27 protein-coding genes are annotated in these 25,897 nt (G+C 41.5%); 25 read left to right on the top strand and 2 right to left on the bottom strand.

Annotation, left to right across the window (positions count from 1 at the left end):
• Window positions 1-13 precede the first annotated feature (13 nt).
• The gene (locus BUC10_RS01110) at window positions 14-1,081 is read left to right on the top strand and encodes a DUF3810 domain-containing protein (protein WP_073176077.1); all 1,068 of its coding nucleotides are present in this window, start codon (window positions 14-16) and stop codon (window positions 1,079-1,081) included.
• Window positions 1,082-1,104: 23 nt separating this feature from the next.
• Here the strand turns inward: BUC10_RS01110 and BUC10_RS01105 are convergent, their stop codons facing one another.
• Window positions 1,105-1,923: a DUF6503 family protein gene (locus BUC10_RS01105; RefSeq protein WP_073176076.1), complete on the bottom strand. Its 819-nt coding sequence runs from the start codon at window positions 1,921-1,923 to the stop codon at window positions 1,105-1,107.
• Between the two features lie 72 nt (window positions 1,924-1,995).
• On the opposite strand from BUC10_RS01105, the gene BUC10_RS01100 reads away from it, so the two are divergent.
• The 6 genes from BUC10_RS01100 to BUC10_RS01075 are packed head-to-tail and all read left to right on the top strand — an operon-like array spanning window position 1,996 to window position 8,811.
• Window positions 1,996-2,799, top strand: a complete 804-nt coding sequence (locus BUC10_RS01100) for a TrmH family RNA methyltransferase (protein ID WP_073176075.1) — start codon at window positions 1,996-1,998, stop codon at window positions 2,797-2,799.
• Window positions 2,800-2,802: 3 nt separating this feature from the next.
• Window positions 2,803-4,035 (top strand): M48 family metallopeptidase, encoded by a 1,233-nt coding sequence (locus BUC10_RS01095; RefSeq protein ID WP_073176074.1) that lies wholly within the window; start codon window positions 2,803-2,805, stop codon window positions 4,033-4,035.
• Between the two features lie 44 nt (window positions 4,036-4,079).
• Window positions 4,080-6,284 carry a RelA/SpoT family protein gene (locus BUC10_RS01090; RefSeq protein WP_073176073.1) on the top strand — a complete coding sequence of 735 codons (2,205 nt, stop codon included), beginning with the start codon at window positions 4,080-4,082 and terminating at the stop codon, window positions 6,282-6,284.
• Between the two features lie 41 nt (window positions 6,285-6,325).
• A complete protein-coding gene (locus BUC10_RS01085; protein ID WP_073176072.1) occupies window positions 6,326-6,781 on the top strand; it encodes a Fur family transcriptional regulator in 456 nt (151 codons plus the stop codon).
• Between the two features lie 12 nt (window positions 6,782-6,793).
• Window positions 6,794-8,062 (top strand): adenylosuccinate synthase, encoded by a 1,269-nt coding sequence (locus BUC10_RS01080; RefSeq protein ID WP_073176071.1) that lies wholly within the window; start codon window positions 6,794-6,796, stop codon window positions 8,060-8,062.
• Window positions 8,063-8,115: 53 nt separating this feature from the next.
• A complete protein-coding gene (locus BUC10_RS01075) occupies window positions 8,116-8,811 on the top strand; it encodes a DUF4386 domain-containing protein (RefSeq protein ID WP_073176070.1) in 696 nt (231 codons plus the stop codon).
• Here the strand turns inward: BUC10_RS01075 and BUC10_RS01070 are convergent.
• Window positions 8,774-9,073: a hypothetical protein gene (locus BUC10_RS01070; protein WP_073176069.1), complete on the bottom strand. Its 300-nt coding sequence runs from the start codon at window positions 9,071-9,073 to the stop codon at window positions 8,774-8,776. The genes BUC10_RS01075 and BUC10_RS01070 overlap by 38 nt on opposite strands.
• A gap of 116 nt (window positions 9,074-9,189) precedes the next feature.
• Between BUC10_RS01070 and BUC10_RS01065 the strand changes: the two genes are divergently transcribed.
• From BUC10_RS01065 to BUC10_RS00980, 18 genes are all read left to right on the top strand, one after another.
• Window positions 9,190-9,678 (top strand): GNAT family N-acetyltransferase, encoded by a 489-nt coding sequence (locus BUC10_RS01065; protein WP_073176068.1) that lies wholly within the window; start codon window positions 9,190-9,192, stop codon window positions 9,676-9,678.
• A 470-nt stretch (window positions 9,679-10,148) separates the two neighbouring features.
• On the top strand, window positions 10,149-11,141 hold the full coding sequence (locus BUC10_RS01060) for a glycoside hydrolase family 26 protein (protein WP_165614839.1): 993 nt from the start codon (window positions 10,149-10,151) through the stop codon (window positions 11,139-11,141).
• A gap of 76 nt (window positions 11,142-11,217) precedes the next feature.
• Window positions 11,218-11,553 (top strand): avidin-fold protein, encoded by a 336-nt coding sequence (locus BUC10_RS01055; RefSeq protein ID WP_073176066.1) that lies wholly within the window; start codon window positions 11,218-11,220, stop codon window positions 11,551-11,553.
• 217 nt (window positions 11,554-11,770) lie between these two features.
• A complete protein-coding gene (locus BUC10_RS01050) occupies window positions 11,771-14,227 on the top strand; it encodes a WD40/YVTN/BNR-like repeat-containing protein (protein ID WP_073176065.1) in 2,457 nt (818 codons plus the stop codon).
• A gap of 95 nt (window positions 14,228-14,322) precedes the next feature.
• Window positions 14,323-14,757 carry a cupin domain-containing protein gene (locus BUC10_RS01045; protein ID WP_073176064.1) on the top strand — a complete coding sequence of 145 codons (435 nt, stop codon included), beginning with the start codon at window positions 14,323-14,325 and terminating at the stop codon, window positions 14,755-14,757.
• A gap of 49 nt (window positions 14,758-14,806) precedes the next feature.
• Entirely contained in the window at window positions 14,807-15,175 is a 369-nt protein-coding gene (locus tag BUC10_RS01040) for a hypothetical protein (protein WP_073176063.1), read from the top strand.
• A gap of 142 nt (window positions 15,176-15,317) precedes the next feature.
• The gene (locus BUC10_RS01035) at window positions 15,318-17,066 is read left to right on the top strand and encodes an alpha/beta hydrolase-fold protein (RefSeq protein WP_073176062.1); all 1,749 of its coding nucleotides are present in this window, start codon (window positions 15,318-15,320) and stop codon (window positions 17,064-17,066) included.
• A 102-nt stretch (window positions 17,067-17,168) separates the two neighbouring features.
• On the top strand, window positions 17,169-17,678 hold the full coding sequence (locus BUC10_RS01030) for a flavodoxin family protein (RefSeq protein ID WP_073176061.1): 510 nt from the start codon (window positions 17,169-17,171) through the stop codon (window positions 17,676-17,678).
• Complete coding sequence (locus tag BUC10_RS01025) at window positions 17,675-18,463, top strand: arylamine N-acetyltransferase family protein (protein ID WP_084732493.1); 789 nt, start codon at window positions 17,675-17,677, stop codon at window positions 18,461-18,463. Before BUC10_RS01030 ends, BUC10_RS01025 begins: the two co-directional genes overlap by 4 nt.
• A complete protein-coding gene (locus tag BUC10_RS01020) occupies window positions 18,432-18,734 on the top strand; it encodes an antibiotic biosynthesis monooxygenase (RefSeq protein WP_073176060.1) in 303 nt (100 codons plus the stop codon). Before BUC10_RS01025 ends, BUC10_RS01020 begins: the two co-directional genes overlap by 32 nt.
• 147 nt (window positions 18,735-18,881) lie before the next feature.
• Window positions 18,882-19,808 carry a LuxR C-terminal-related transcriptional regulator gene (locus tag BUC10_RS18040; protein WP_073176059.1) on the top strand — a complete coding sequence of 309 codons (927 nt, stop codon included), beginning with the start codon at window positions 18,882-18,884 and terminating at the stop codon, window positions 19,806-19,808.
• Between the two features lie 114 nt (window positions 19,809-19,922).
• Window positions 19,923-20,348 carry a VOC family protein gene (locus BUC10_RS01010; protein ID WP_073176058.1) on the top strand — a complete coding sequence of 142 codons (426 nt, stop codon included), beginning with the start codon at window positions 19,923-19,925 and terminating at the stop codon, window positions 20,346-20,348.
• A gap of 220 nt (window positions 20,349-20,568) precedes the next feature.
• Entirely contained in the window at window positions 20,569-21,930 is a 1,362-nt protein-coding gene (locus BUC10_RS01005; protein ID WP_073176057.1) for a serine hydrolase domain-containing protein, read from the top strand.
• A gap of 50 nt (window positions 21,931-21,980) precedes the next feature.
• Complete coding sequence (locus BUC10_RS01000) at window positions 21,981-22,877, top strand: GNAT family N-acetyltransferase (protein WP_073176056.1); 897 nt, start codon at window positions 21,981-21,983, stop codon at window positions 22,875-22,877.
• 34 nt (window positions 22,878-22,911) lie between these two features.
• The gene (locus BUC10_RS00995) at window positions 22,912-23,208 is read left to right on the top strand and encodes an antibiotic biosynthesis monooxygenase family protein (RefSeq protein ID WP_073176055.1); all 297 of its coding nucleotides are present in this window, start codon (window positions 22,912-22,914) and stop codon (window positions 23,206-23,208) included.
• Window positions 23,209-23,329: 121 nt separating this feature from the next.
• Window positions 23,330-23,884: a GNAT family N-acetyltransferase gene (locus tag BUC10_RS00990; protein WP_073176054.1), complete on the top strand. Its 555-nt coding sequence runs from the start codon at window positions 23,330-23,332 to the stop codon at window positions 23,882-23,884.
• A 113-nt stretch (window positions 23,885-23,997) separates the two neighbouring features.
• Window positions 23,998-24,864 carry a carboxypeptidase-like regulatory domain-containing protein gene (locus BUC10_RS00985; protein WP_073176053.1) on the top strand — a complete coding sequence of 289 codons (867 nt, stop codon included), beginning with the start codon at window positions 23,998-24,000 and terminating at the stop codon, window positions 24,862-24,864.
• Window positions 24,865-24,998: 134 nt separating this feature from the next.
• A complete protein-coding gene (locus BUC10_RS00980; protein WP_073176052.1) occupies window positions 24,999-25,811 on the top strand; it encodes an aldo/keto reductase in 813 nt (270 codons plus the stop codon).
• The last annotated feature ends 86 nt before the right edge of the window (window positions 25,812-25,897 follow it).

Genomic DNA, 25,897 nt, shown 5'->3' with positions numbered 1-25,897 from the left:
CAACTTAATTTTGATGCGACCAAGAGTAAAAACAATTATTGCCTGGGCCTTACCACTACAAATTGTCCTGGTAAAATGGATTGGGAGCTATCCCGACCTTGTTGAAAAATACTATAGCGAAGGGATATATCCCCCAATTTCAAGCTTGTTACGGATTCTTTTTGGCTGGATTCCATTTTCCATGGGCGACCTGATGTATCTCGCGCTGTCCCTTCTTCTGGCACGCTATCTATATCGGAAGTGGAAATCGATAAAGAAAAAGCCGTTATTGTTGTTAAAGGATTTGGTCGTGGTACTTTCCATTGTCTATTTTCTCTTTCATCTTCTTTGGGGCATGAATTATTACCGTCAGCCCATTACCTGGAAATTGGGTATTGAAAAAAAATATCATAAAGAAGAATTGTCTGTATTTTGTCAATACCTGATAGAACGTTCCAACTACTACCAATTGGAAATTACTAAAAATCCTGGCGAGCCCGTAAAGATTCCCTACACGAAGAAGGAGATATTCAAAAAAACGGAAACCGGCTATGATTCTTTAAAGCAACATTACCCTTTTCTTGAATATAACCATTCCAGTATCAAATCTTCATTATTTGTAGTTCCCTTAAGCTATATGGGTTATGGCGGATACCTCAACCCTTTTTCCAACGAGGCCCAAGTAAACACCGGCGCACCTGCTTATAGAATGCCCACGGTAAGCGGGCATGAGGTAGGTCATCAATTGGGTTATTCTGCAGAGGACGATACAAATTTCATTGGGTTTCTGGTCACCTCAAAAAACGAGGACCCCTACTTTAAGTACACCGCCTATTCCCATGCTCTTGGGTACTGCCTGTCCGATTTAAAGAGATTAGACCCAGATTTATTTGAGGCCTTGGTCAAGAATCTCCATCCCGGCGTAAAAAAGAACTACAAGGAGGTATCTGATTATTGGGAGCAATATGAAAATCCTTTGGAACCCTTATTCAAGTCCATTTTCAATGCATTTCTCAAAGTCAACAACCAAAAAGAGGGTATAGAAAGCTATAACTCCGTTGTGGGCCTGCTCATCAGTTACCACGAAAAGTACGGGTTCTAAACTTGCTCCGGACCAAAGTTTTCTTACTTACTATCGCTACCAGGCATTTTGGATTCCGCAACTATCGCACCTTCTGGCTTATCATAAAAAGCGTCTGGCTTAGATACCGTGCTTAGGCCAACATTTTCAAAAGAAACCTTGCTACGGGCATCCAAAATCTTAGGACCGTCATAATTATACCAGGTAATGGATTTTGGTAGTGTGAGACCATCAACAGTTTGCCAATCATCATAGCGAATCCACTTCACAATATCTGATATTTCGCCAGTGCGATACGTAACCGTATACCCCAACCAAGCCATCTGACCGGTTTCTGAATCCACATGGATAAAGTATTCATCTTTGGGAGATGTTCCCACTCCTGTCTCGTAAGCGATTCGAATACCCGGATAGCTTTCCCCTTCATATTCCAAATCCTCTGCAGCACTATATACTATGCCATCATCGGCCAATACAAAAGGCATGGCATAAAAGTAGAACATCAAATTATGGTAAAAAACAGGGTCACCTTGATAATTGCCTTCAGCATCCAACAACCAAACATCCGAACCATCTGTTCCCATTGAAAAAGAATCGGTTTCCACTTTATCTTTTCGCGACCAAAGGTCAATGGTATGGGTTTCGGTAATATCTTTCTTGGGAAGGTCGTAGACCAAGGTTCTCTTCACTTTCCAAGTTTCCAACCCGCCATGGGCTTCAAAAACACCTTCCAATAATTCTGGATAATTGGCAGATACTACCTCTGGCTCAACAGGAATTTCTACTTGAGATTCTTCTTTCTTTGTGCTGGTTTTGCAAGCAGCGATGACCATGATCATCGATACAATAAGAGCTTTTTTCATTTTCTTAGTGGTTAATCACCAACTTCGTCGGAAACTGGATGGGCAGATTACAAGAATACGTATTTTTGTGTGGTGAAGGAACACAAATCCATTAGCAGCGCACAAAACCCTTTGATCAAGCGCATACTTCTTTTGAAGGAAAAGTCAAGGGAGCGCAAAAAACAAGGTGTTTTTGTAGCTGAAGGGCTCCGGGAAATTGAGTTGGCCCAAAAAGGAGGCTATAGTATTGAAACACTTCTTTTCTGTCCCGAAATCTTTGAAGGGAATCCCGAATTGTTTACTACAAAGGACCAAAGTCCAGAATACATTAGCTTGTCGCGAAATGTGTATGAAAAAGTAGCGCACCGGGGAACCACCGAAGGTGTACTTGCTTTGATTGGTGGAAAAGACCACGCTTTGGGAAAGCTTCGGTTCAAAAATAGGGAACCACTGATTTTGGTGGCCGAGGCTCCAGAGAAACCAGGTAACATAGGAGCGCTGCTCCGTACTGCGGATGCCGCGGCCTTGGATGCAGTGATTATTGCCAACCCAAAAACCGATTTGTACAATCCAAATATCATTAGGTCCAGTGTTGGCTGTGTGTTCACAACCCAAATTGGAACGGGAACCACTGAAGAGATTATTGCGTACCTCAAACAACAACAAATTAATATATATGCTGCTGCGCTCACAGCTTCCGAAAGTTATGCCGAGTGTGATTTCAAGGGATCCTCTGCCATTGTGGTAGGAACGGAGGCCACAGGCTTATCCGAAAATTGGCTGCAGAATTCCGACCAAAACATCATTATTCCGATGCAAGGTGAAATTGATTCCATGAACGTATCGGTATCGGCGGCAATACTTATATTTGAAGCGAAGCGCCAACGCGGATTCTAGCCTATGGAAAAAACTACCCTGTTCTATGTTATTATTGGTATTTTGGTGATTCAGTATCTTATTCACCAACTTTTGGAATTGCTGAATGCCAAGCGTTTTGCCTCTAAGGTTCCAGAAGAACTTTCGGATATTTTTGACGACAACGAATACCAAAAATCGCAGCAATACAAAAGGACCAACTATAGATTCGGGGCGTTCTCCGATGGATTCTCTTTGGTTGCCACACTATCCTTTCTTTGGTTAGGTGGTTTTGAATGGGTAGACCAGTTCACCCGTTCCTTGACCGATGATATCATTTTAATGGCCCTCATATTCTTCGGGCTCATTTTGCTTGGTAGCAGTATTATAGGTCTTCCATTCTCTTATTACCACACCTTTGTAATAGAAGAACGCTATGGTTTCAACAAAACCAGTAAAAAACTGTTTTTTCTGGATAAATTGAAAGCCGCAATCCTAACTTTGGTTTTTGGTGGAGGTGTACTTTCACTTTTCATTCTTTTTTACCAGTGGACCGGGCCCAATTTTTGGATCTATACCTGGATGTTGATCGGTGGGGTGGTGCTCTTTATGAACCTTTTTTACAGCAGACTGATAGTCCCTCTTTTTAACAAACAGACACCCCTAACTGAAGGATCTTTAAAAGATGCCATTGAAAGCTACGCGAAAAAGGTTGGGTTTGAGCTCAAAAACATTTTTGTGATCGATGGATCTAAACGGTCCACCAAGGCCAATGCCTATTTTTCCGGGTTCGGAAAGGAAAAGCGAATCACTTTGTTCGACACCTTGATCAATGACTTAAGTGAAGAAGAAATAGTTGCAGTGTTGGCCCATGAAGTGGGGCATTACAAAAGAAAACATATCATTTTCAACCTGATGGTCTCATTGGCTCTAACAGGCCTTACACTATATGTGCTGGCATTATTTATAAACAATCCTGATATTTCCCTTGCCATTGGTGTATCCATACCCAGTTTTCATGCCGGCTTGGTAGGTTTTGCCCTGCTGTACAGCCCGATTTCCGAAATTACGGGATTGGCCATGAACTATCTGTCACGAAAGTTTGAGTTTCAAGCCGACGACTATGCCAAAAAGACATTCGCCGCCACTCCCTTGGTGACCTCCTTAAAAAAGCTCTCCAAGAACAATCTCAGCAACCTCACGCCCCACCCCGCCTACGTGTTTGTGCACTACTCCCACCCTCCTCTGGTTGAGCGCATTAGAAATTTAAAGGCATAATTTTTGTTGGTTAGCTATAAAGATTGTGGTAACTTTAATATACTATGACGGAGGCTGCTATTGAAAAAGAGAACAAGGAGATTGCGAAGCAGTACAAAGAATTGCTTCGTATCAGCTATCAAACCTTGACCGATGAGGACAAGAAGTTGATACGTTCTGCTTTTGACGTGGCCGTAGATGCGCATAAGGACCAACGGCGAAAGTCTGGAGAGGCCTATATCTTTCACCCTATTGCCGTAGCCAAGATCGTAGCTTCCAAAATTGGCTTGGACGCCGTTTCCATTGCTTCTGCCCTGCTCCATGATGTGGTTGAGGATACTTCGTACACACTTGACGATATAGAGCGCATGTTCGGGGAAACAGTTGCCCGTATCGTGGACGGCCTTACGAAAATCGCCCACTTAAAAAAAGACAAGGACATTAGTCAGCAGGCGGAGAACTTTAGAAAAATGCTCTTGACCTTACATGACGATGTCCGGGTCATCATCATTAAAATTGCGGATCGCTACCACAATATGCTCACCATGGATGCCATGCCGGAGCACAAGCAGGTAAAAATCGCTTCCGAAACACTATACATTTATGCCCCTCTGGCGCACAGAATAGGGCTTTACAATATTAAAACACATCTGGAGGACCTCAGTTTAAAATATACCGAACCCGAGGTGTACCAAGACATTCAGGCCAAAATTGAGGATACGGAGGAGGAACAATTGACCTATATTGAGGATTTCTCCAATATCATCCGAAATTCGTTGGACAAGGAGGGACTCAACTATGATATCAAGGGTCGGATGAAGTCCATTTTTTCCATCCGAAGGAAGATGAAGGCACAGAATGTGGCCTTTGATGAGGTGTATGACAAGTTTGCCATCCGTATCATCTATAAATCGGACCGAAAGAACGAAAAGTTCCTGGCTTGGAAAATCTATTCCATTGTTACCGATCATTTCACCCCAAACCCCATTCGGCTAAGAGATTGGATCACCTCACCCAAATCAACAGGGTACGAAGCACTCCATATCACCGTAATGGGTCCCAAGGGAAAATGGGTGGAAGTCCAGATTAGAAGTGAGCGCATGCACGAGATTGCGGAGAAGGGTTATGCGGCCCATTTTAAATACAAGCACGGCGAACAAAAGGAACAAGGTATTGAGGAGTGGTTGAACCGATTGCAAGAGGCCCTTGAGACTTCCAATGGAAATGCCGTGGATTTTGTGGAGGAGTTTAAACTGAACCTCTACTCCAAAGAAATATTTGTGTTTACGCCCAAAGGAGACCTTAAATCCATGCCAAAGGGCTCCACACCCTTAGATTTTGCCTTTCACATCCATACCGAGGTGGGCATGAAGACCCGTGGCGCCAGGGTCAATGGGAAATTGGTTCCCTTAGGCTCCATGCTGCAGAGCGGCGATCAGGTAGAAATTATTACCTCGGAAAGTGCCAAACCCAATCAAAGCTGGTTGGACTATGCCCAAACGGCGCGGGCAAGGGCCAAAATCAAATCCTCCCTTAGCGAGGAGAAAAAGAGCATTGCCTCAGACGGGAAGGAAATTCTGCGAAGAAAGCTAAAATCCCAGAAAATCACCTTGAACGAGGATACCGTAAATAAGCTGGTAACCTACTTCAAACTAAAAACAAGTCTGGACCTGTTTTACCGGGTAGGTATTGGGGTCATCGACAATGAGAAAATCAAGGATTTTGCCTCTTCATACCATAACGCCTTCCTGAATTTCTTCAAGAATAAAATTAGAAGAAACCCCGCTCCCAAGGATGTGGACAAGGATGAGATCACCACCAAATATGACATGCTCGTATTTGGAAAGGAAGAGGAAAAATTGACCTACAAACTCTCGCAATGTTGTAATCCTATTCCCGGGGACGACGTTTTTGGGTTTGTAAGCGTCAACGATGGGATCAAGGTGCATACCAAAAATTGCCCCAATGCCATTTCCTTGCAGTCCAATTATGCCTACCGTATCATGAGTGCCAAGTGGATAGATTCCACCCAAGAGGTGTTCTCCGCGGACATCCAGATTACCGGGATAGACAATATGGGTTTGGTGAACGAGATTACCAACATCATCTCTGATAACCTTCATGTGAACATGCGGAACCTCAACTTTAGCGCGGACGGCGGCACATTTTCAGGTAAAATCACCTTGGTCGTCAAAAACAACAGCATCCTCAAAAAACTCATCAACCATTTAAAGCAGGTGGAGGGTATTGACAAAGTATCCAGAATTTAATTTTTAGCTGTACCTTTGTCCTTTAGCATTGGTGAGAAGCTATGGGCAACGACAAAAATCAGGAAATTGTAAAGAATGTGTTCACTTCCTTTTTAGAAGAAAAAGGGCATAGAAAAACCCCGGAACGCTACGCTATTCTTCAGGAAATCTATGAAAGTGATGACCATTTTGATGTGGAATCCCTCTACATTAAAATGAAGACAAAAAACTACCGTGTAAGCCGGGCCACTTTGTACAACACCATTGAACTTTTGTTGGATTGCAAGTTGGTTCGTAAACACCAGTTTGGGAAGAACCAGGCGCAATATGAAAAGTCCTATTTTGACCGCCAGCACGATCATGTGATCCTAACGGACACTGGAGAGGTGGTAGAGTTTTGTGACCCTCGCATCCAATCCATCAAAAAAACCATTGAGGAGGTTTTTGATATTAAGATCAGTAACCACTCACTTTACTTTTACGGAACCCGTAACAAAGAAGAAAACCTAACCGAATAACCAACACACTTCATGGTAGATTTATTGCTTGGACTCCAGTGGGGAGACGAGGGAAAGGGAAAGATTGTTGATGTACTTACCAAAGATTATGATATTATAGCCCGTTTTCAAGGAGGTCCCAACGCCGGGCACACCTTGGAATTTGATGGGATAAAGCATGTTTTGCATACCATTCCGTCCGGGATTTTCCATAAAAACGCCATCAACATTGTTGGAAATGGCGTGGTGATCGACCCGGTCATCTTTAAAAAGGAGCTGGACAATCTTGACAAGTTCAATATCGATATTCTATCCAAGCTATTTATCTCCAGAAAGGCACATTTGATCCTTCCTACCCATCGTTTGTTGGATGCCGCCTCCGAAACCGCCAAGGGAAAGGCGAAGATTGGTTCTACCCTTAAGGGCATTGGGCCAACCTATATGGATAAAACCGGCCGTAACGGTATGCGCGTTGGAGATTTGGAGTTTGATACCTGGAAAAAGAAATACCGAACCCTTGCCGATAAGCACGAGGCCATGATAGGATTCTACAATGTGGACATCCAATACGATCTGGCCGAGTTGGAAGCAGAGTTCTACGAAGGTGTGGAAACCTTGAAGAAACTGCGTTTTATAGACAGCGAAGAGTTTATCTTCAAGGCGCAGGATGAAGGCAAAAAGATTTTGGCCGAGGGTGCCCAAGGCTCCCTGTTGGACATTGATTTTGGAACGTATCCCTTTGTCACTTCCAGCAACACTACGGCAGCTGGTGCCTGTACCGGATTGGGTGTGGCACCCAACAAAATTGGACGTGTACTGGGAATTTTCAAGGCCTATACCACCCGTGTGGGCAGTGGCCCCTTCCCTACCGAGCTGTTTGACAAGGATGGAGAGACCATGGGCCGTGTGGGCAACGAATTTGGTGCTACCACGGGAAGACCCCGTAGATGTGGCTGGCTGGATTTGGTAGCTTTAAAATATGCTGTGCAAATTAACGGGGTAACCGAACTGATGATGATGAAAGCGGATGTATTGAGCGGTTTTAAAACTCTAAAAGTGTGTACCGCATACAAATACAAAGGCGAAGAAATTCAGCACCTTCCATACAACATAGAAAGTGAGAACGTCACCCCCGTATATACCGAAATGAAGGGCTGGGCCAAGGATTTGACGCAATTGACCAAGGCAGCAGACCTCCCTCCTGCCCTGAACGACTATATCGCTTTTCTGGAAAAGGAACTGAACGTGCCCATTAAGATTGTTTCGGTTGGGCCTGATCGCGTGCAGACCATTCATAGATAGGATTGCATGTAACATTTTCCATAGTGATCAGTCTTAACCTAAAACTGGACACCATGGATACTTCAACCTCCAAAAAAACAATGACTTTGGGCAATGCCGCCCTAATTGCCGGATTGGGCCTCTTGCTCATGACCTTTACCGTGCCCTTTGCCGAATTTCATATTTTTCCAAAACTAATAGCAGGTGATGCGTTGGAAACGGCGGAGAACATCGGCCGGGAAAAACTACTTTTTACCACCAGTATTTTTTTGCACCTGATCACCCTGCTCTGCGATATTGTGGTGGCCTGGGCACTCTACCTCTTCTTAAAACCGGTAATGCGGTATTTTTCGCTTCTGGTGGCCTGGTTCCGCCTGATCTATACCGCCATGTACCTGGTGGCCCTGGCCAATCTGGTAAAGATGTTGGCATTTGTGCATGCCTATACTGGGAGTGCCGATGTACAACTGGCACAATCCATACAATTGCATATGGACAGTTTTAGATTGGAATGGTCTTTTGGATTATTGATCTTTGGCGTGTACCTCGTTTTATTGGGGTACTTGGTGCTCAAGGCCAGCTATGTACCAAAAGTTTTTGGGATATTGCTCTTAATTGCCGGTTTTGGGTATGTGATCCATACCCTGGGGGCCTTTATAAGTCCGGAAACCAATTTGGACATTTTGTTCTTTACCTTTTTTGGGGAGTTGGTTTTTATGTTCTGGCTGTTGATCAAGGGCCGGAAGTTAAGGGAAACCATACCTGTTTAGAACCAGCTTGTTTTTTCTGTCGCAAGGCCACAATAATGCCCCGGAGGGCAGAGACCACCCCTTGCACCTCCCGTGGGGTGAATACCTCTTCCTCTATATAAAAGAGCATTTCCAGGTTACGGTCCAGCACCTTGGCAAACTCCTGTGGGGAGCCGTATCGTTCCACAATAAAACGGGAGAGTTGTTTCTTTTGGGTTTTGGTCAGCTTTTCAGTTTTCATAAAGCCAAAGAAAGGCACACGCCTATAAATGTTTAATGCCATATATGACAAGTGCTTAAAAAAGTAGGTTTTATCCACCTATAAAGGAAGGTTATCCATATAGAATGAGGTAAATTGTGGATATAAACGTGTTATTGGTTATTTAAGAAACGAACAAATTGGACATTAGAAAAGCAACAGAAACAGATATTGATAAAGTTTGGGAAATATTCTCAAAAGTTATTGAAACAGGAGATACCTATGTATTCAATCCAAATACACCAAAAGCGGACTTAAAAAAACATTGGTTTGCGGATTATATGGAAACATATGTGATTGAAGAAAATGGACAAATACTCGGAACATATATCATTAAACCCAATCAAATTGATTTAGGAAGCCACATTGCAAATTGCAGTTATATGGTGAACCCAAATTCTCACGGAAAAGGAATTGGGAAAAAACTTTGCGAACACTCTCTCAAGATAGCAAAGGAAAATAACTTTGAGGGAATTCAATTCAATATTGTGGTAAGTACAAATAAAGGAGCAGTTGAATTATGGAAAAAATACGGATTTGAAATAATTGGAACTACACCAAAAGGATTTAGACATTCTGAATTAGGATTGGTTGATACTCACATTATGTACAAGGATTTAAATAAATAAAAATTACCTAAAACAATGGCTATAATTGATTGCGGTAGCTGGTTAAGACCATGAACATTTCTTACTTTTAAACGGCTGGATTCCGAACTTGAAAATCCTAACGGATTTGCTAAGCCAGAATCATAGCCGGACCGTTGCATGCAATTCAAAGTAAAAAGGTGGATGACAAGAAAAGAATTTTAAGGGGTTGCGGACTATTAGGAATTTCAATTTCATAGTAAAACTGGCCATAACATCCTGTATGGGCAATAACCGATCAAGCACTTAAATAAGAAGCTGTTTTTAAAATAGAATAACAAGTGAATTCAATAAAAAAAGAAATCACTTTACCTATGGCAATTTGTAAATCAACAATCCAAAACAAGGTTATTTTTTTAACGACTGTTCTCCTATTCTTTTTACCACCGCTCCTGTGGTCGCAAGAAAAAACAACAAAAGATTCGGAATCAACCGAACCATCTATTGAAAATATGCTATCGCAAATCAATACAGAGGTTGATCCTGAATTTGTTTACAATTACGAACAGACAAAATTTGTCCCTCCTCCAGGTAAAACCCTACTTATTATGGGGCAGACGGTTGAAAGCATTTCAGAATATCTTGAGAATTTTCCCAATCGTAAGATTCCAGGTGGCTGGTCGGCCTATTGGGGAATACCGGAGTTTAAAGGGATTGCGGAGTCCCATAAAAACAATACCGGCACCACACAGAACCACCAAATGTTGGTTGATTGGTTTCCCGATACTGTTGTGCACAGTGCCATGTGGATGGTGGGTAAATGGAATATTGCCACCTTTGCAGGTAAGGGCGATTATGACAAGGTCATTAAAAAATACGCGGCTTGGGCAAAATCCACGGACCGACCTATATACCTGAGGATAGGCTATGAATTTGACGGGCCACATAACGAATTGGAACCCGAGAGCTATGTAAAAGCATACCGGCGAATCGTTGATGTGTTAAGAAAAAAAGGAGCAGACAATATTGCCTTTGTTTGGCATTCATACGCTTCCAAACCATTCAAAGACTATAAGTTATCCGAGTGGTATCCCGGGGACAATTACGTGGATTGGGTAGGTATCTCGGTCTTTGGGCATGCCTATGGAAGTGCCGATTTCGGTCCGTATTGTGATAACGTCTTGAACTTTGCCAAAGAACATGGGAAACCAGTAATGATTGCAGAATCGAGCCCGGTCAAAGGCATTGATAAAGAAAATATTGAGGTCTGGAATCAGTGGTTTGTGAATTTTTTCAGTTTCATCTATAACAAGAATATCAAGGCAGTTAGCTTTATAAACGAAAACTGGCAAAAGTTGTCCATTCCAGGCATTCAGCATTGGAAAGATGCACGTCTTTATACGAATGAAAAAATATCGGAAGCCTGGTTCCAAGAAACCAATAAAGAACGTTATTTGAAGCGATCACCCGAACTCTTTGAGCAATTGGGGTACCCAAAGCACTAATATTAAAAACTCATACTAAAGTGTTCTACTAAAAAAGTCGCTAACATTGGCTTTAACATCAACTAAAACGTGCAACATGAATCTAGACAATAAAATCTTTGTAACGACCGAAAACAAAAGTGGGTTGTCCTCAGATAAAACCATTTTCCATTATTTTCAAAACGGCGCAACAATCACCGCAAAGTACAAAGGAGGGGCAATATTGGAGGGGCATATCATTGGAAAGCAGGCCCAAGATTCAAAAATAGAACTCTTGTACCAATGTCTTACAACCGATGGAGAATTGAAAGCCGGACATTCAAAAGGTACTGTTTCAAAGACCGAAAACGGAAAACTCAAATTGGAATTTGACTGGAACTGGCTGAATGGGGATTTATCCGGTGGAAAATCGGAATATATGGAGCTGGACTAAAAACGGACCACGGTACAATGGACATCCAATACGGGTTTGAACCAATACTCAAAACCGTTTTTTGTTCAGTTCATTTCGTTATCAATAAGTAGTTGTTACAGGTCTGTGATGGGTCGTCTAAAAAACCTTAACCGACCCCAAATTTCCGTAACTTTAAGAAGTCAAAACCCTAATCCTGCCTTCAAAACATCAAGCGCTACGGGTCAAATACAAACTCATGACTTCCAACCAAAAAAAAGGTGTAAAAAGTACAATCTTCGGCATTATTGTTTTGAGTTTTTTTGCTTGCGGTGATATAGCAAAGAAAGAGCAGGATATCAAGGTTCCCAAACAGGAACCGACCAATTGGAAACGTATTGGCCCCGGTGGAGGTGGCTCTACATTTGTTCCAACCTTTTCATATGCAGATGAGAAAGATTTTATGATTCGTTGCGATATGACAGGTGCATATCATACCCAAGATGGCGGTAAATCCTATGCCCAAATCAATTATCCCAACGGATCATATTCCTTTGCATATGACCCAAGCGACCCCAAGGTGCAATTTATTGGGTCAAATACGCTCAATAAATCCATAGACGGCGGAAAAACCTGGAAAAGAATCTATCCTTTTGAGGAGGATATCATACAAGAATCTTTCAGCGGAGACCATGCCAGCTTTACCCTAGCGGTCAAAGAAAGTTCGCTGTTCAACATCTATGATGATACAACAGTTTCCCAATCCCATAGTCCAACAGTAACAAACATTAAAGTAGACCCCAATGATTCCAATACCATTTACTTTAGTTTGGAAAATTTCCTTTTTCATTCACAAGATGGTGGAAAGGATTGGAAAAGATTGGAGTTGGATGGAAACATAGATTTTATCTTCACAAATACCAAGGAACTCAAGCAAGAGGTTCTAGCCTTTACAGCTTCTGGTGTAAATTCTATAAACAAGGAATCCTTGAAGATAACCTCTTTTGAATATCCAGAACCCATGAAACCGGCTTTTTCAATAACGGGGGGCAACATTGCAAATGAAGGCAGGTCTATTTTTTACGGATTGCACAACAAGGAACCCGATCGGGATTTAGGAAAATTGGCACCAACTGCACTTTGGATATCCAGTGATCATGGAAGAACTTGGCAACAGGACAACAGCGTCCTAATCACCAACAAAGGGAATGCGTTACCTACGTATGCCACCCTGGCCGCTGCTGAGAACGACGCCCAAAACGTATATATCGTATCCAACAGCTATGAGGAAAGGAAGGATGACGGAACAAATGCGATTTGGTTTGGAGCCCTAAAATCATCTGATTCGGGCAATTCTTGGCAATGGGTGTGGAAAGCTGGTGGTGGATCTGGTGAATACGGGGTGAGAGATGGTAAGGATGCCTCAAATCTTGAAGATGCCTGGGTACAGAAAGCTTTTGGCAATGATTTTATTCGATTGATTGATGTAGGTGTGGCCCCTAATGATGGCGATGTGGCCATAGTAACCGATTGGTACCGAAGTATGAAAACTGTGAATGGTGGGGAAAGCTGGGAGACCATATATTCCACGAAGGCAAAGGATGGGACTTACCGCTCAAATGGACTGGATGTAACAACTTCCTATGGTGTACATTTTGACCCAATGGACACATCACATATTGCTGTTAGTTATACAGATATCGGATATCACCATTCCTTTGATCAAGGAAAAAGTTGGTCAAGATCTACTAATGGAATCCCTGTTGAGTGGCAAAACACCTGTTATTGGATGGTATTTGATCCCGATGTAAAAAACAAACTATGGTCCGTTTGGTCATCTTTACATGACTTTCCCAGGGGGAAAATGACACGAAATCCCAAATGGAGGGATTATGCTAGAGGAGGTGTTGCAGTGTCTACCGACGGAGGTCGGTCTTGGACTCCAACGAATGGGGGTATGAACTTCGATTCTCCCACCACCTCAATAGTTTTAGACCCAAACTCCCCAAGCGGCAACAGAACACTTTATGTAGCCGTTTATGGCAAAGGCGTTTTTAAATCAATAGATGATGGTAAAAATTGGAAGCTGCACAACAATGGTATAAAAGGAAGCCTTGCTGCCTTTGAACTTACCCTATTGCCCAACGGAACCTTGTATTTAATCACAAGTCCAACTCCACAGCATCTTAACGGAGCATTGGGAAGGGAGGTTTTTATGGGTGCCGTATACAAGTCAACCGATGGAGCCCATTCTTGGACAAATGTCGACCTAGGTGAAAAGACCTTGTTCCCAAATGGCATGACATATGATCCGGAGAATCCTGACCGACTCTATTTGGGTTCATGGTCTGATATCAGTTTGAGCGATATGGTGGGCCGGAAAATAGCCGAGGCAACTGGGGGCAACAACCCAATTGATTTGGATGGAGGTATTCTTATGTCTGAAGACGGCGGAACTACTTGGAAGCGTATTTTCGATAAAAACTATTATGTTTATGATGTTACCGTGGACAAATACAGATCTGGCAGGATTTATTGCAATACTTTCAATCAAGGGGCATATATGAGCGAAGACTATGGCAACACCTGGCAAAAGTTAAGGGACTATGACTTTCATTGGGGACATCGGGTAATTGTTGATGAAAATAACACGGAAAACGTGTTCCTCACCACATTTGGGTCCAGTGTTTGGCACGGTAAACCGGTAACGGATTAAGATAATTAAACAAAACCTGATTGATCAGACAAAGGATGAGCAAATTAAAGTCATGGCAAGAACCATAGGAATTGTTGCACTAAATTAAACCGATTATGGCATCAAAAAAATACGTGGCAAGTGGACAAGGGGAAAACTACAATTATTCACAGGATCACTGTTTTGTCAAAGTCTCATCCAGAGATACCAATGGAGAATTATGTCTGGTTGAAGATACCATCAAACCGGGATTTCACTTAAAAAGACATCATCACAAGATAATGACAGAAGTGTTCTATATGCTTGAAGGTGAAATGGAATTGATTTTCGATGATCAACCAATCGTTTTGCACGAAGGGGATACGATCACCGTACCCCCCAATGTATGGCATGAGGCTAAATGCGCGCAGGGTGGTAAAATGCTTACCATTTTCAAAAATGGGCAGTTCGATGTTTTTTTGGAACAGCTTTCAAAGATGACACCAGATGATTTTACAAATAATCAGTTGATGAAGTCTGTGTCGAATAAATTTGACATTTACGAGGAGTGAAACCAAGTATAAAAAAACGTATTGTGTTTGCTAATCCAACATTATAAGTATGGAAAAAATTATTACTTCCCTTTTCGATGAATTCATTGAAATCCGCTATGTAGCCCTATACAGGGGTGATGAACTTGTTTATAGGCAAAGGCAGGATACCTCTGACAGTTCATCTGGAGAGACAGACAAGTACGAAGAACTATTGGTAAATCCAACCTTGCTCAAATTGACCAGTCAAAGGGGAAATATCGATTGCGGAGGACTAAATCACTTGATTATTGGGTATGGAAATTTCTATCAGGTTGTGAAATCAATGCCCGATGGACATATTTCCATATGTGTTGAACTAACATCGGACCTAAACAAGTTACCCCATACTATTTTTGATTATTTGAACAAAAAGTTTCCAAGTCTTTTGAAAGTGTAAAGACATAGACAACACTGATACTGTTTTAACTGAAAGTGATCCGTTGTTAGATAGCGCCAAAATCGAATAAAAGCAAAACGGGCGGCTTCTGATTGAAATTATCCCGATAAGTACCACGAGTATAAATAAAACCAAAGACAACATGAAAAAACCCAAAAGAGCATTGATGCACCTAATCGCGCCAGTTATTTTAATCCTCACCCTATTCATTTTCTCCTGTTCCGATTCCGACACCTCGGCAAACATCGAACTTTCTTTCCCATCAGAACATTATGATGCCGCCTTGGACGGAAGATTGATTGTATTGATTTCGGAACAAAATGAGACCGAACCCCGATTTCAACTTAGGGATGATTCCAAAACCTGCCAGGGCTTTGGGATGGATGTTACCGACTGGAAACCCAATGAGCCGCTGAAATTTGATATGGAAGCGTTCGGATATCCTATTCATAGTTTTAAAGATCTACCGTCAGGTGAGTTTTTTGTCCAAGTCCTGTTTCACAAATACGAAACCTTCAACCGAGCGGATGGACATGTTGTAAAATTACCCATGGATAGAGGGGAAGGACAACAATGGAACCGGGCGCCAGGCAATCTTTACTCCACACCCCAAAAAATCTCCATAGTCAATGGGAAGTTCCCTGAACTTACCCTAAAACTTGACCAGAAAATACCTCCAATTGCTGAACCTGAGGACACAAAATATGTGAAGCACATAAAAATCAAAAGCAAGATGTTGAGTGATTTCTGGGGAAGGGATATGTACTTGGGAGCTCATGTATTGTTGCCTGAAGGATGGGAAACCCATCCTGATGTTACATACCCTTTGGCAATCATGCACGGGCATTTTCCCAGTGATTTTGGGGGATTTCGAACGACTCCACCCGACCCAAATCTTGAGTCGGACTTTAGCGAGCGATTTAATGTTGAGGGGTATAATCGCATTGTACAACAGGAGGCCTATGATTTTTATAAAACCTGGACAGGTCCCGATTTCCCAAGGGTTATCGCAATCAAAATCCAACATCCCACTCCTTACTATGATGATTCTTACGCCGTTAACAGTGCCGCCCAAGGCCCTTACGGTGATGCAATCACTTATGAACTCATCCCGTATATCGAGAAGCAGTTTAGAGGTATAGGAGAGGGTTGGTCCCGTTTTGTGTACGGAGGAAGTACCGGTGGATGGGAGGCTCTTGCGGTCCAGGTAAAATATCCCAAGGAATACGGGATGTGTTTTGCTGCTTGCCCGGACCCGATTGATTTTAGAGCCTATTGTCTAGTAAATATTTACGAAGATGAGAATGCATACTACAAGGAGGGAACATTCAGAAAAACGCTGGTCGCAGGGCATAGGGACAATTTGGGGAATGTGGATGCTACTTTGCGGGATATGAATTATCGCGAATTGGTATTGGGTACCAAAGGTCGGTCGGGACAGCAATGGGATATTTGGGAAGCTACGTATTCGCCAGTGGATGAAGAGGGCTATCCCAAAAGAATCTGGGACCGCCTAACTGGGAAAATAGACAGGGAGGTTGCCGATTACTGGAAAGAAAACTATGATCTCGCCTATATTTTAAAAAGAGACTGGGCAAAACATGGTAATGACTGGGCAAATAAAATTCACTTGTATTGTGGCGATATGGATAATTATTACCTCAACAATGCGGTATATCTTGCCGAGGAAATCCTATCCGAAACCAGTGCTCCCTATTACAATGGTGAGGTTGACTATGGGGATCGGGCGGAACACTGTTGGAACGGTGATCATGAAAACGGAAACCATATTAGTCGGTTGCGGTATCATCGTATGTTCATTAAAAAATATGTAGAGAAGTTACATACCGTGGCCCCAAAGGGTGCCGACTTAAAAAGTTGGAGATATTAATTTTCTTTCTTCTAAATAAAGTTATAAGGGATTTTCCGTCCAAGCGAAAGCCCAGCAACGGAGTATGCCGGATGAAGGCACGAAATACATTCAAATAACGAAATGAAAAAAGGAATCATAGTACTTGGAAGCTCAAATAGTAAGGGGAACACTCAAAAAATCTGTTCCTATGTCAGTACCTTAACCGACTATCCAATAATAGATTTAAAACAAAAAAACATTGCTGAATTCGATTATGAGTTCCGCAATAGAAATGATGATTTTCATCCATTGATACAAGAAATAGTGGACAACTACGAACTAATCATTTTTGCAACCCCTGTTTATTGGTACAACATGAGCGGAATTATGAAAACCTTTTTTGATAGAATTTCAGATTGCCTAAAAATAGAAAAAGATACCGGGCGGAAGTTAAGAGGGATGCATATGGCGGTAATCAGTTGTGGTTCAGACAAAAACCTAAAGCATGGATTCTATATGCCGTTTACAGAAACAGCAGCCTATTTAGGGATGAACTATTTGTCAGATATACATTGTTGGATTGAAAATGGTTCAATCCCTGAGGTGGTCCAAAAGGAACTAAACGATTTCTCAAAGAGCCTTATACAATGATAGATACCAAAAAATATCTTCAAAGAATAAATTATGCCCAACCCATAAAAGTAACAAGGGATACGCTCTTCCAACTTCAAAGAGCACACCTATTAAGCGTTCCCTTTGAAAACTTGGATATCCACTATGGTATACCAATCACATTGGACACCAATAGTTTTTTTTATAAAATCGTTGAAAGTGGACGCGGTGGATTTTGTTATGAACTTAATGGTCTTTTTAATCAATTGCTGAATGAGCTTGGCTTCAAATCAAGACTGATTTCCGCTCGGACTTATGGAAAAGACAATTCCTATAGCCCTGAATATGACCATTTGGTGTTGTTGGTCACTTTGGAAAACCAAGATTTTTTGGTTGATGTTGGTTTTGGTAAATTTTCTCTTCATCCACTACCGATAACCTTTGGCGAAGTAATATCCGACAGGTACGGACAATTTAGTTTTGACCATTACAACTCCTCCTATATACGAGTCAATGAAATTCAAAACGATTTGGTCTCCCCTCAATATATATTTTCCACTCAGGAAAGGGAGCTAATAGAATTTAAAGCCCGCTGCAAGTACCATCAAAGTTGCAAGGAATCCCACTTTACCCAAAAAAAGGTGATTTCAATTGCCAAAGAAAATGGTAGGGTCACCTTGAACAATACGCAGTTGAAAATTTCACAATCGGGAAAAGAACGGCTTATCGAATTTAATGAAGAAGAGTTTGAATCTAAATTAAAGGAATATTTTCACATTGAATTAGGAACAAATGATAGTAAGAATCTGGGAAGGACAAACTAGGTTGGAGCACTCGGAGGTGTATGCCAAAATTATTGAAGAACGGGACATCCCCGATTACAAAAAAACAAAAGGCTTTGTGAAACTTTCGTTTCTTAAGCGCGATAAGGGCGGGGTCACATATTTTAGACTATTAACCTATTGGACCGATTTAGCCACAATTGCGAACTTCACCGGACCAAATTTGGAAGAAGCCAAATACTATGAAGATGATAGGCAATATTTAATAGATTTCCCTGGAACTGTTAGCCATTATTCGGTGTTTGCAGAATAAGTCCAAAATATTTCTACAATTTGTGATGTATTACCGGTCAAATTCCGACCCAGCCGCTTAGGGCTATTTAATAATCTTATATTTATAACAGCAACATGGGGCAACACATACCGTTCTGATGCTCCGGTCAAATCCTAGTTTTCCACAATGAACGATGCTGAATACTTCTCCCATTTATATGATATAGCGAGTCATCTGAACAAAGAGTTTTCGCTGCATTCAGCCTTGCGCAAATCACTGGAGAAGACAGCTGAAATTTTAGCCATGGACACGGGTTGGATTTGGCTTACGGAGCCCGACAATAAGTCGGTATACCTAGCTGTCTCTCACAATCTGCCGCCAGCACTGGGTAATCATCCCGAACGCCTCTCAGGATGGTGCTACTGCATCAAACAGTACTTGTCCGACGATATGGACCAGGCGATGAACATCAGTGAAATTGCTTGCTCGAGATTGCGGGATATCAGCTCGGGCACCAACGGACTCAAGTACCACGCCACAATTCCAATTATCATGGATAGACAAAAAGTGGGACTCATCAACTTGCTAAGCAAGGAAACCCGGATGCTCGAGGCTAAAGAACTCACCATCCTAAATACCATTGGTGAATTGGTGGGTACCGCCATACAGCGCACCCGGCTGCAGCAGTCCCTAAATCCTGTAATTCCAAACCCTGCAAGCGCTACTATGGAGCGCGTATCCAAGACCGTGTTCTTTCCAAAACTGGAGGTTATAATTTCCTGTTTGGAAAGTGCAAAGAGTGACGAGGCACTTCAAAAAACAAGAGAGCTACAAAAAGATTTAAGTCAACTCCTCAAAGAGACGGCATCCGCTGATCGTACTGAAACATCATCAAAGGAGTTTGCCTATCCAGAAATGCCCATTACCAAACGCGAGCTGGAGGTATTAAAATTGATCAAGGAAGGGCTTACCAATAAACAGATCGGTGAGCAATTATACATTGCGGAACGTACGGTTAAATTCCATATCACCTCCCTCCTTTCCAAACTGAATGCAACCAATAGAACCGAGGCCGTTGACATTGGTCTAAAAAGGGGCCTTTTTAGCATTTAACTTTAGCTATTCTACAGTACACTATACTTTAGTACAGGTATCTTTCTGTACCTAGGGTCGTTTTTTAGCCCATTTGCAGTTTAGACCTTTGTTGGGAACCAAAAAGTAAACAGTATGACACAAAGTATATATTTGGAACACGCCAATATTACCGTCCAAAATCTTCAGGAAGCCATACGGTTCTTCCAGACCGCTTTTCCCCATTTTAAAGTCAGGGGTGGAGGAAATGGTACCAGAGAATGGGTACATCTAGGCGACGACCATACCTATGTTGCTCTAAATCAGGCCAGAGTAAGCGACATAAGGCCAGAAAAAGACTATGATAAAGCTGGAATCAACCACATTGGCTTTGTAGTTCCCAATGTGGAGGAAATAGCCAATAACCTTTTGAGCAACGGCTACAAAAGGGATTTTCCGAAGGAAACGGAACAGTTTAGGATTCGCGATTATTTCGCCGATGCCGATGGCAATCAGTACGAATTTGTACAGTACTTAAGCGAAGTACCTGAGGAAAAAAACAGCTACGCAACTGCAACCTAAAGCAAAAATCAAAAAAGCGTCTTCAGACATGATAATAATAAAAGCGGTTTGGGTGGATACCCAAACCGCTTCTTCGTTAAATTAAAGTATATTGTAAACTGAAGCATGACCAGCAGTTGGCAGGTTACATCATAAAATCCAAACATGACATACAGATCACTGGGTTAGGTCAGACAATTCAAGATTTGACCCCATCTCCAATCATCAAAAAACGTAATCCATGAAACAAAGCATACTTTTATCAATCACCTTAATCGCACTGTTCTCTGCAAGTTGCCAACAAAAAAAGAAAACCCACGCTGATACGCCACTTGAAAAATATGTGGACTCCTTATTTCAGTCAAGTATTGATAGTGCTCAAATAGCCGGTGGATCGCTAATCGTGTTTCAAGAAAACAAGACGCTTTTGAAAAAAGCCTATGGTATGGCCAGTCTGGAACTTTCAGTTCCCATGCCCGTTGATGGGCAATTCGAAATAGGCTCTGTCACCAAGCAGTTTACAGCAGCGGCCATCCTAAAATTGGTTGAGGCCAAAAAACTTGCCTTGAACGATGATTTCACGGATTACCTAGGCTTTGATACCAAAGGGAGAGCAGTTACCATCGCCAACTTATTGAACCATACCTCTGGTATTCCCAGTTATACGGAGATTCCCGAGTTTTGGGATTTATCCATACAACAGCAGCCAAGGGATACCTTGGTGCGATTGGTAGAAGCAAACGAGTTTTTATTCGAACCCAATGAAGCGCTCATATACAATAACTCCGCTTATTTTTTTCTGGGCCTGATCATAGAAAAAGTTAGCGGAAAAAGTTATGAGGAATTTTTAAAACAAGAATTGTTTGAACCCTTGGGTATGGAGAACACCAGCTACTGTTCAACAAGTGAGGTGGTTAAAAACAAGGTCTACGGTTACAACTATACACCTGATGGACTTCAGCAAAAACCCTATTTGAATCATACCTGGCCCTACGCCGCAGGTTCTCTTTGCAGTACCGCCGGAGATTTATTGATTTGGATGAGGGCCTTACATACAGGAAAAGTATTGACAAAACCCATGTACCAATCGTTGATTACTCCGGATCGGTTAGGAGATGGCACTCCGGTTAGCTATGCCAAAGGGTTGGTTAATTTTTTGGATAATGGACACCGTGAAATTGCCCATGGGGGTGGAATAAACGGGTTCCTATCAGAAACAAGATATTTCCCAGATGAAGATTTATATATCATTTGTTTGGTAAACACTACAGGACCTCATGGAGGGAACTTTTTTGCCGATGAAGTAACCTGGAAGCTATTGGAGCGAAAAGAGTTCGATATTGTTGAAGCAGATAGTGATTTTAGTGCTATCGAAGGAACCTATACAGGGCTGATAAGAGGTGCCACCCAATCGCTTGAGATTCAATCTTCCCAAGACGGGCCAACCATTCAATATTTAGGCCAGGAAAGCATTGATACACTAAAAACCTATATTGGAAACAATACCTGGATGAAAGGTAATAACCGAATCACTATAGAGCATAACCAGTATCGCGAAGACAATGTGTATAATTACTATATCCTGAAAAAAGAAAACAACTAATACCATAGCCGTTCGCTACCTATTGACTTATAAATCGTTACTACAAACCTATGCAGACTGTAGACCTGGGCCGCCGCTCATACACACTGGTACAAAATTTTAAAAATGACCCGGAATTACGCCGTAGTTTCAACGAATTGACGGAAACAACCTTTGATTTTAACTTTGAAGATTGGTATCAAAAAGGGTTTTGGGACGACAATTATATTCCCTATGCACTGCTACATAAAAACAAAATAGTTTCAAATGTTTCAGTTACAAAAATTGATTTTGTTATTGAAAATCAGCGAAAATCGGGTATTCAAATTGGCACTGTAATGACAGATCCCGATTACCGTCGTTTAGGTCTGAGCAGGTTCCTGCTGCAATGGGTCATTAGCCAGTGGAAAGATAACTCAGATTTTGTCTACCTTTTTGCCAACGATAGTGTTCTTGATTTCTATCCTAAATTCAATTTTGGAATAGTTGAAGAACATCAGCATTCCATCCAAGTAAACCCTTCAGGAAAAATGCCACCTTTAAAAAGGCTTGACCTAGACAAAAAAGAGGATAGGGAATTACTTATGAATGCCATTAGAACGTCCATTGCGATAGCAAAGGTTTCTGCTAGGGAGAATCTCTCCCTTATTATGTTTTATTGCTTGTGGTTAAAGAAAAACAGCATTTACCATCTTACCGAACTTGATACCGTTGTTATTGCTGATTTTCAAGGTGATACCCTGCACTTGGATGATGTGTTTTCTGGAACCACCATTCAATTAACCTCGGTAATTTCATCAATTGTCAACACATCCATAAAAAAGGTAGTATTGGGATTTACCCCCCTAGATGACATAGGTTATGAAAGAAGTCCCTTAAAATCGGCAGATACTTTGTTTGTCCTCAAGGACAATATCGATTACTTCAATAATGTCAAATGGCGGTTTCCGGTATTATCCCATGCCTGATATGAAAGTGGTTCAACTTAATAAAACATAATAAATGATACGTATCATCTATAACTGGAAGGTAGCACCTGAAAAAAAAGACCGCTTCGTGCAAACTTGGAAAAGCACAACCAATAGAATACATGAGGAAGTAACAGGTGCCAGGGGTAGCTTTATGCTCCAGAATGAAGGGAACCCTGAACAAATAAAGACCATTGCAAGGTGGGATACCCTCAGTGATTGGGAAAAGTTTTGGCAGGATAGCAAAACCAGTCAAATGCAATCCATGCATGAGCTAGGTGAACGAATCTCTGTAGAAATTTTTAGGGAGATTGACGACTTTACAAAGTGATTAAACATGACAGTAGGGATATTCGGTTTTTGGACTGAAACATATTTTGTAGGTTTGACCACATGTGGTAGTTCGAGTACTATAATACATCTGCATGTTTACCCAGTGCTAAAAAGAGCGAATGGATATTAAACTTCAAACCCAAAGATTGCTCCTAAGTCCAATTTCTTTATCGGATTTGGAAAAAATACACGAATTACATTCCCTACCTGAAACGGACAGGTACAATACACTCGGGATTCCGGAAAGCATAGTCCAAACGGAGGAACTCATCAAAGGGTGGATTGAAAAGAATACGAACGGGGATGCCAATTGTTTCACTTTAAAAATAGCACATGTCGAAAGTCAAGAATTTATTGGGTTGATCGCTTTAAACCTGGGTGCACCCAAATTCAAGATAGGTGAGGTGTGGTACAAGCTCCATTCGGATTTTTGGAAAAAAGGATATGCCACGGAAGCGCTGAATAAAATTTTGGAGTTTGGATTTCGCAAACTTGGGCTTCATCGCATTGAGGCGGGTTGCGCGGTGGAAAATCTTGGAAGTATAAGGGTTTTGGAAAAAGTAGGAATGACCAGGGAAGGAAGAAAGCGACAAGTACTCCCATTAAAACAGGGATGGTCAGATAATTTCCATTACGCCATATTGGAGTCGGACTTTAAAAACATATCAGGCTAGTCTCCACATAAATCAAACAATATCACCCCAATTATTTAACAACAATTTACCACGTTTACCCACAATCGTGCAGCCAAAGTTTTATAGTTTTCTTGTTAACCAAGAAATAAGGCGTGACCATACCGAAAGTCTATCTGGGAGTTTTTACCTTTTTGTTTGTTTTCGGGAACCCTAATTGGATTCTTGGTCAAGAAAAGGCAGTTATCATAAAGGGTAAGGTCCAAAGTCTTACCAATGATGTTTCCAATGTCCTGGTTGTTAATCTAAACTCAAAAAAATCAACGATCACAGATGCCCAGGGTGATTTCAATTTGGAGGTGAAATTGGGAGACACCATCCAAATAAGTGCTGTTCAGTATCTGACAAAGGAAATCACAATTACAGAAACTATTTTAGGCCAAATGTCGGTGATCATCAATGTGGTGGATAATATTGTCCAATTAAACGAAGTCACGCTCACTCCCTATAACCTATCCGGAAAATTGATTCTCGATGCTCCAAAACTAGGTATTAAACCTCTAGTTGATGCTTCGGAATTGGGGCTGCCAAATGCCAATTTAAGTATCATGACCCAAAGTGAAAGACTTCTTTTGGAGGCAGATAGAGGTAAATATGCCAGGTTTATGACAGCGGAGGAGAAGACCAAGGAAGTTAATATTTTAAATTACCTCACCATTGGAGTCATTCTAAATCCCCATAAAATCATCAACAGAATTTCCGGTAGGACCAAGTTATTTGAAGATATGGTAGCGAGAGAAGAAAATCTGGTAATCGAAAAGAAAATCCTCTCCATATTCTCAAAAAGAACAATGTCGGAAAATTTTGCTATTCCGAAGGAAAATATTGATGGATTTTTAACCTATTGCCTATCCCAAAAAGATTTTTCTGAACTATCCAATTTAGATGATATGGCTGGGGTTTGGGAGTACCTTAAAACAAAGAGTGAAGCATACAAAGAAAAAGATTCTATAAAGAAATAGGCGCAAACTGGCAATCTCCACGACCAAGAGTGTTTGCCAAACAAGAATAAATCCGCTAAAAACTGGAATAAATACTACCTCCTTTCCCGAGATCAACCTTCTATCTTGCCATTCCGTAATAAGTCTTGATACAAATGAATGGATTCACCCTTAACACAGGAACGGTTATGCCCTCCGTTGGACTTGGTGTACTTTTCGCCAAGGATAATGGCGAAGTTGAAGAAGCTGTGCTTTCAGCACTTCAGACAGGATATCGAAAAATTGACACTGCTTCGGCCTATAAAAACGAGCTGGGAGTAGGAAAAGCTATTCTGGAAAGTGATGTTCCAAGGAAGAACATTTTCTTGACCTCCAAAGTTTGGAATACCGAACAAGGATATGACTCAACTCTAGAAGCCTTCGATAAAAGTCTCAAACGTCTACAGACCAACTATCTGGATTTATATTTGATTCACTGGCCAGTAAAATCCAAATACGTAGAAACCTATAAAGCCCTTGAAAAATTATACAACGACGGAAGGGCAAAAGCTATCGGTGTCTGCAATTTTAACGTTGCGCAATTAGAAAATCTAATGCAAAACTCCAATATAATTCCATCTTTGAACCAGGTGGAAATGCACCCCCATTTGGGTCAAATAGAACTATTGACCTTTGCAAAAAAACATGGGATTCAACTGGAAGCATGGAGGCCAATCATGATGGGTGAGGTTTCCAAAATTCCAGAATTATTAAGCATTGGACATACCCACAACAAGTCAGCGGTTCAGATAGCATTGCGCTGGCAATTGCAAAGAGGAGTGGCCGTTATTCCAAAGTCCACTAATTCTAAACGGATTGCCGAAAATTTTAATCTTTTTGACTTTGAACTCTCACCTTTAGAAATGGAACTTATCGAAAGCTTAAACCAAAATAGACAACTGGGAGAAGATCTTTCGCATTTAGAGTAGCTTATATATTGCAATAAAAGGCTGGTCTAGAGCATTGTCTTCAAAAGGATTTTTATCTATTTTTCTCGCCCATAAAAACATTCGAT

This window comes from Flagellimonas flava (assembly GCF_900129665.1).
GTDB classification, from domain to species: Bacteria; Bacteroidota; Bacteroidia; order Flavobacteriales; family Flavobacteriaceae; genus Flagellimonas; species Flagellimonas flava.
This window is presented reverse-complemented; position numbering and strand designations above follow the sequence as displayed.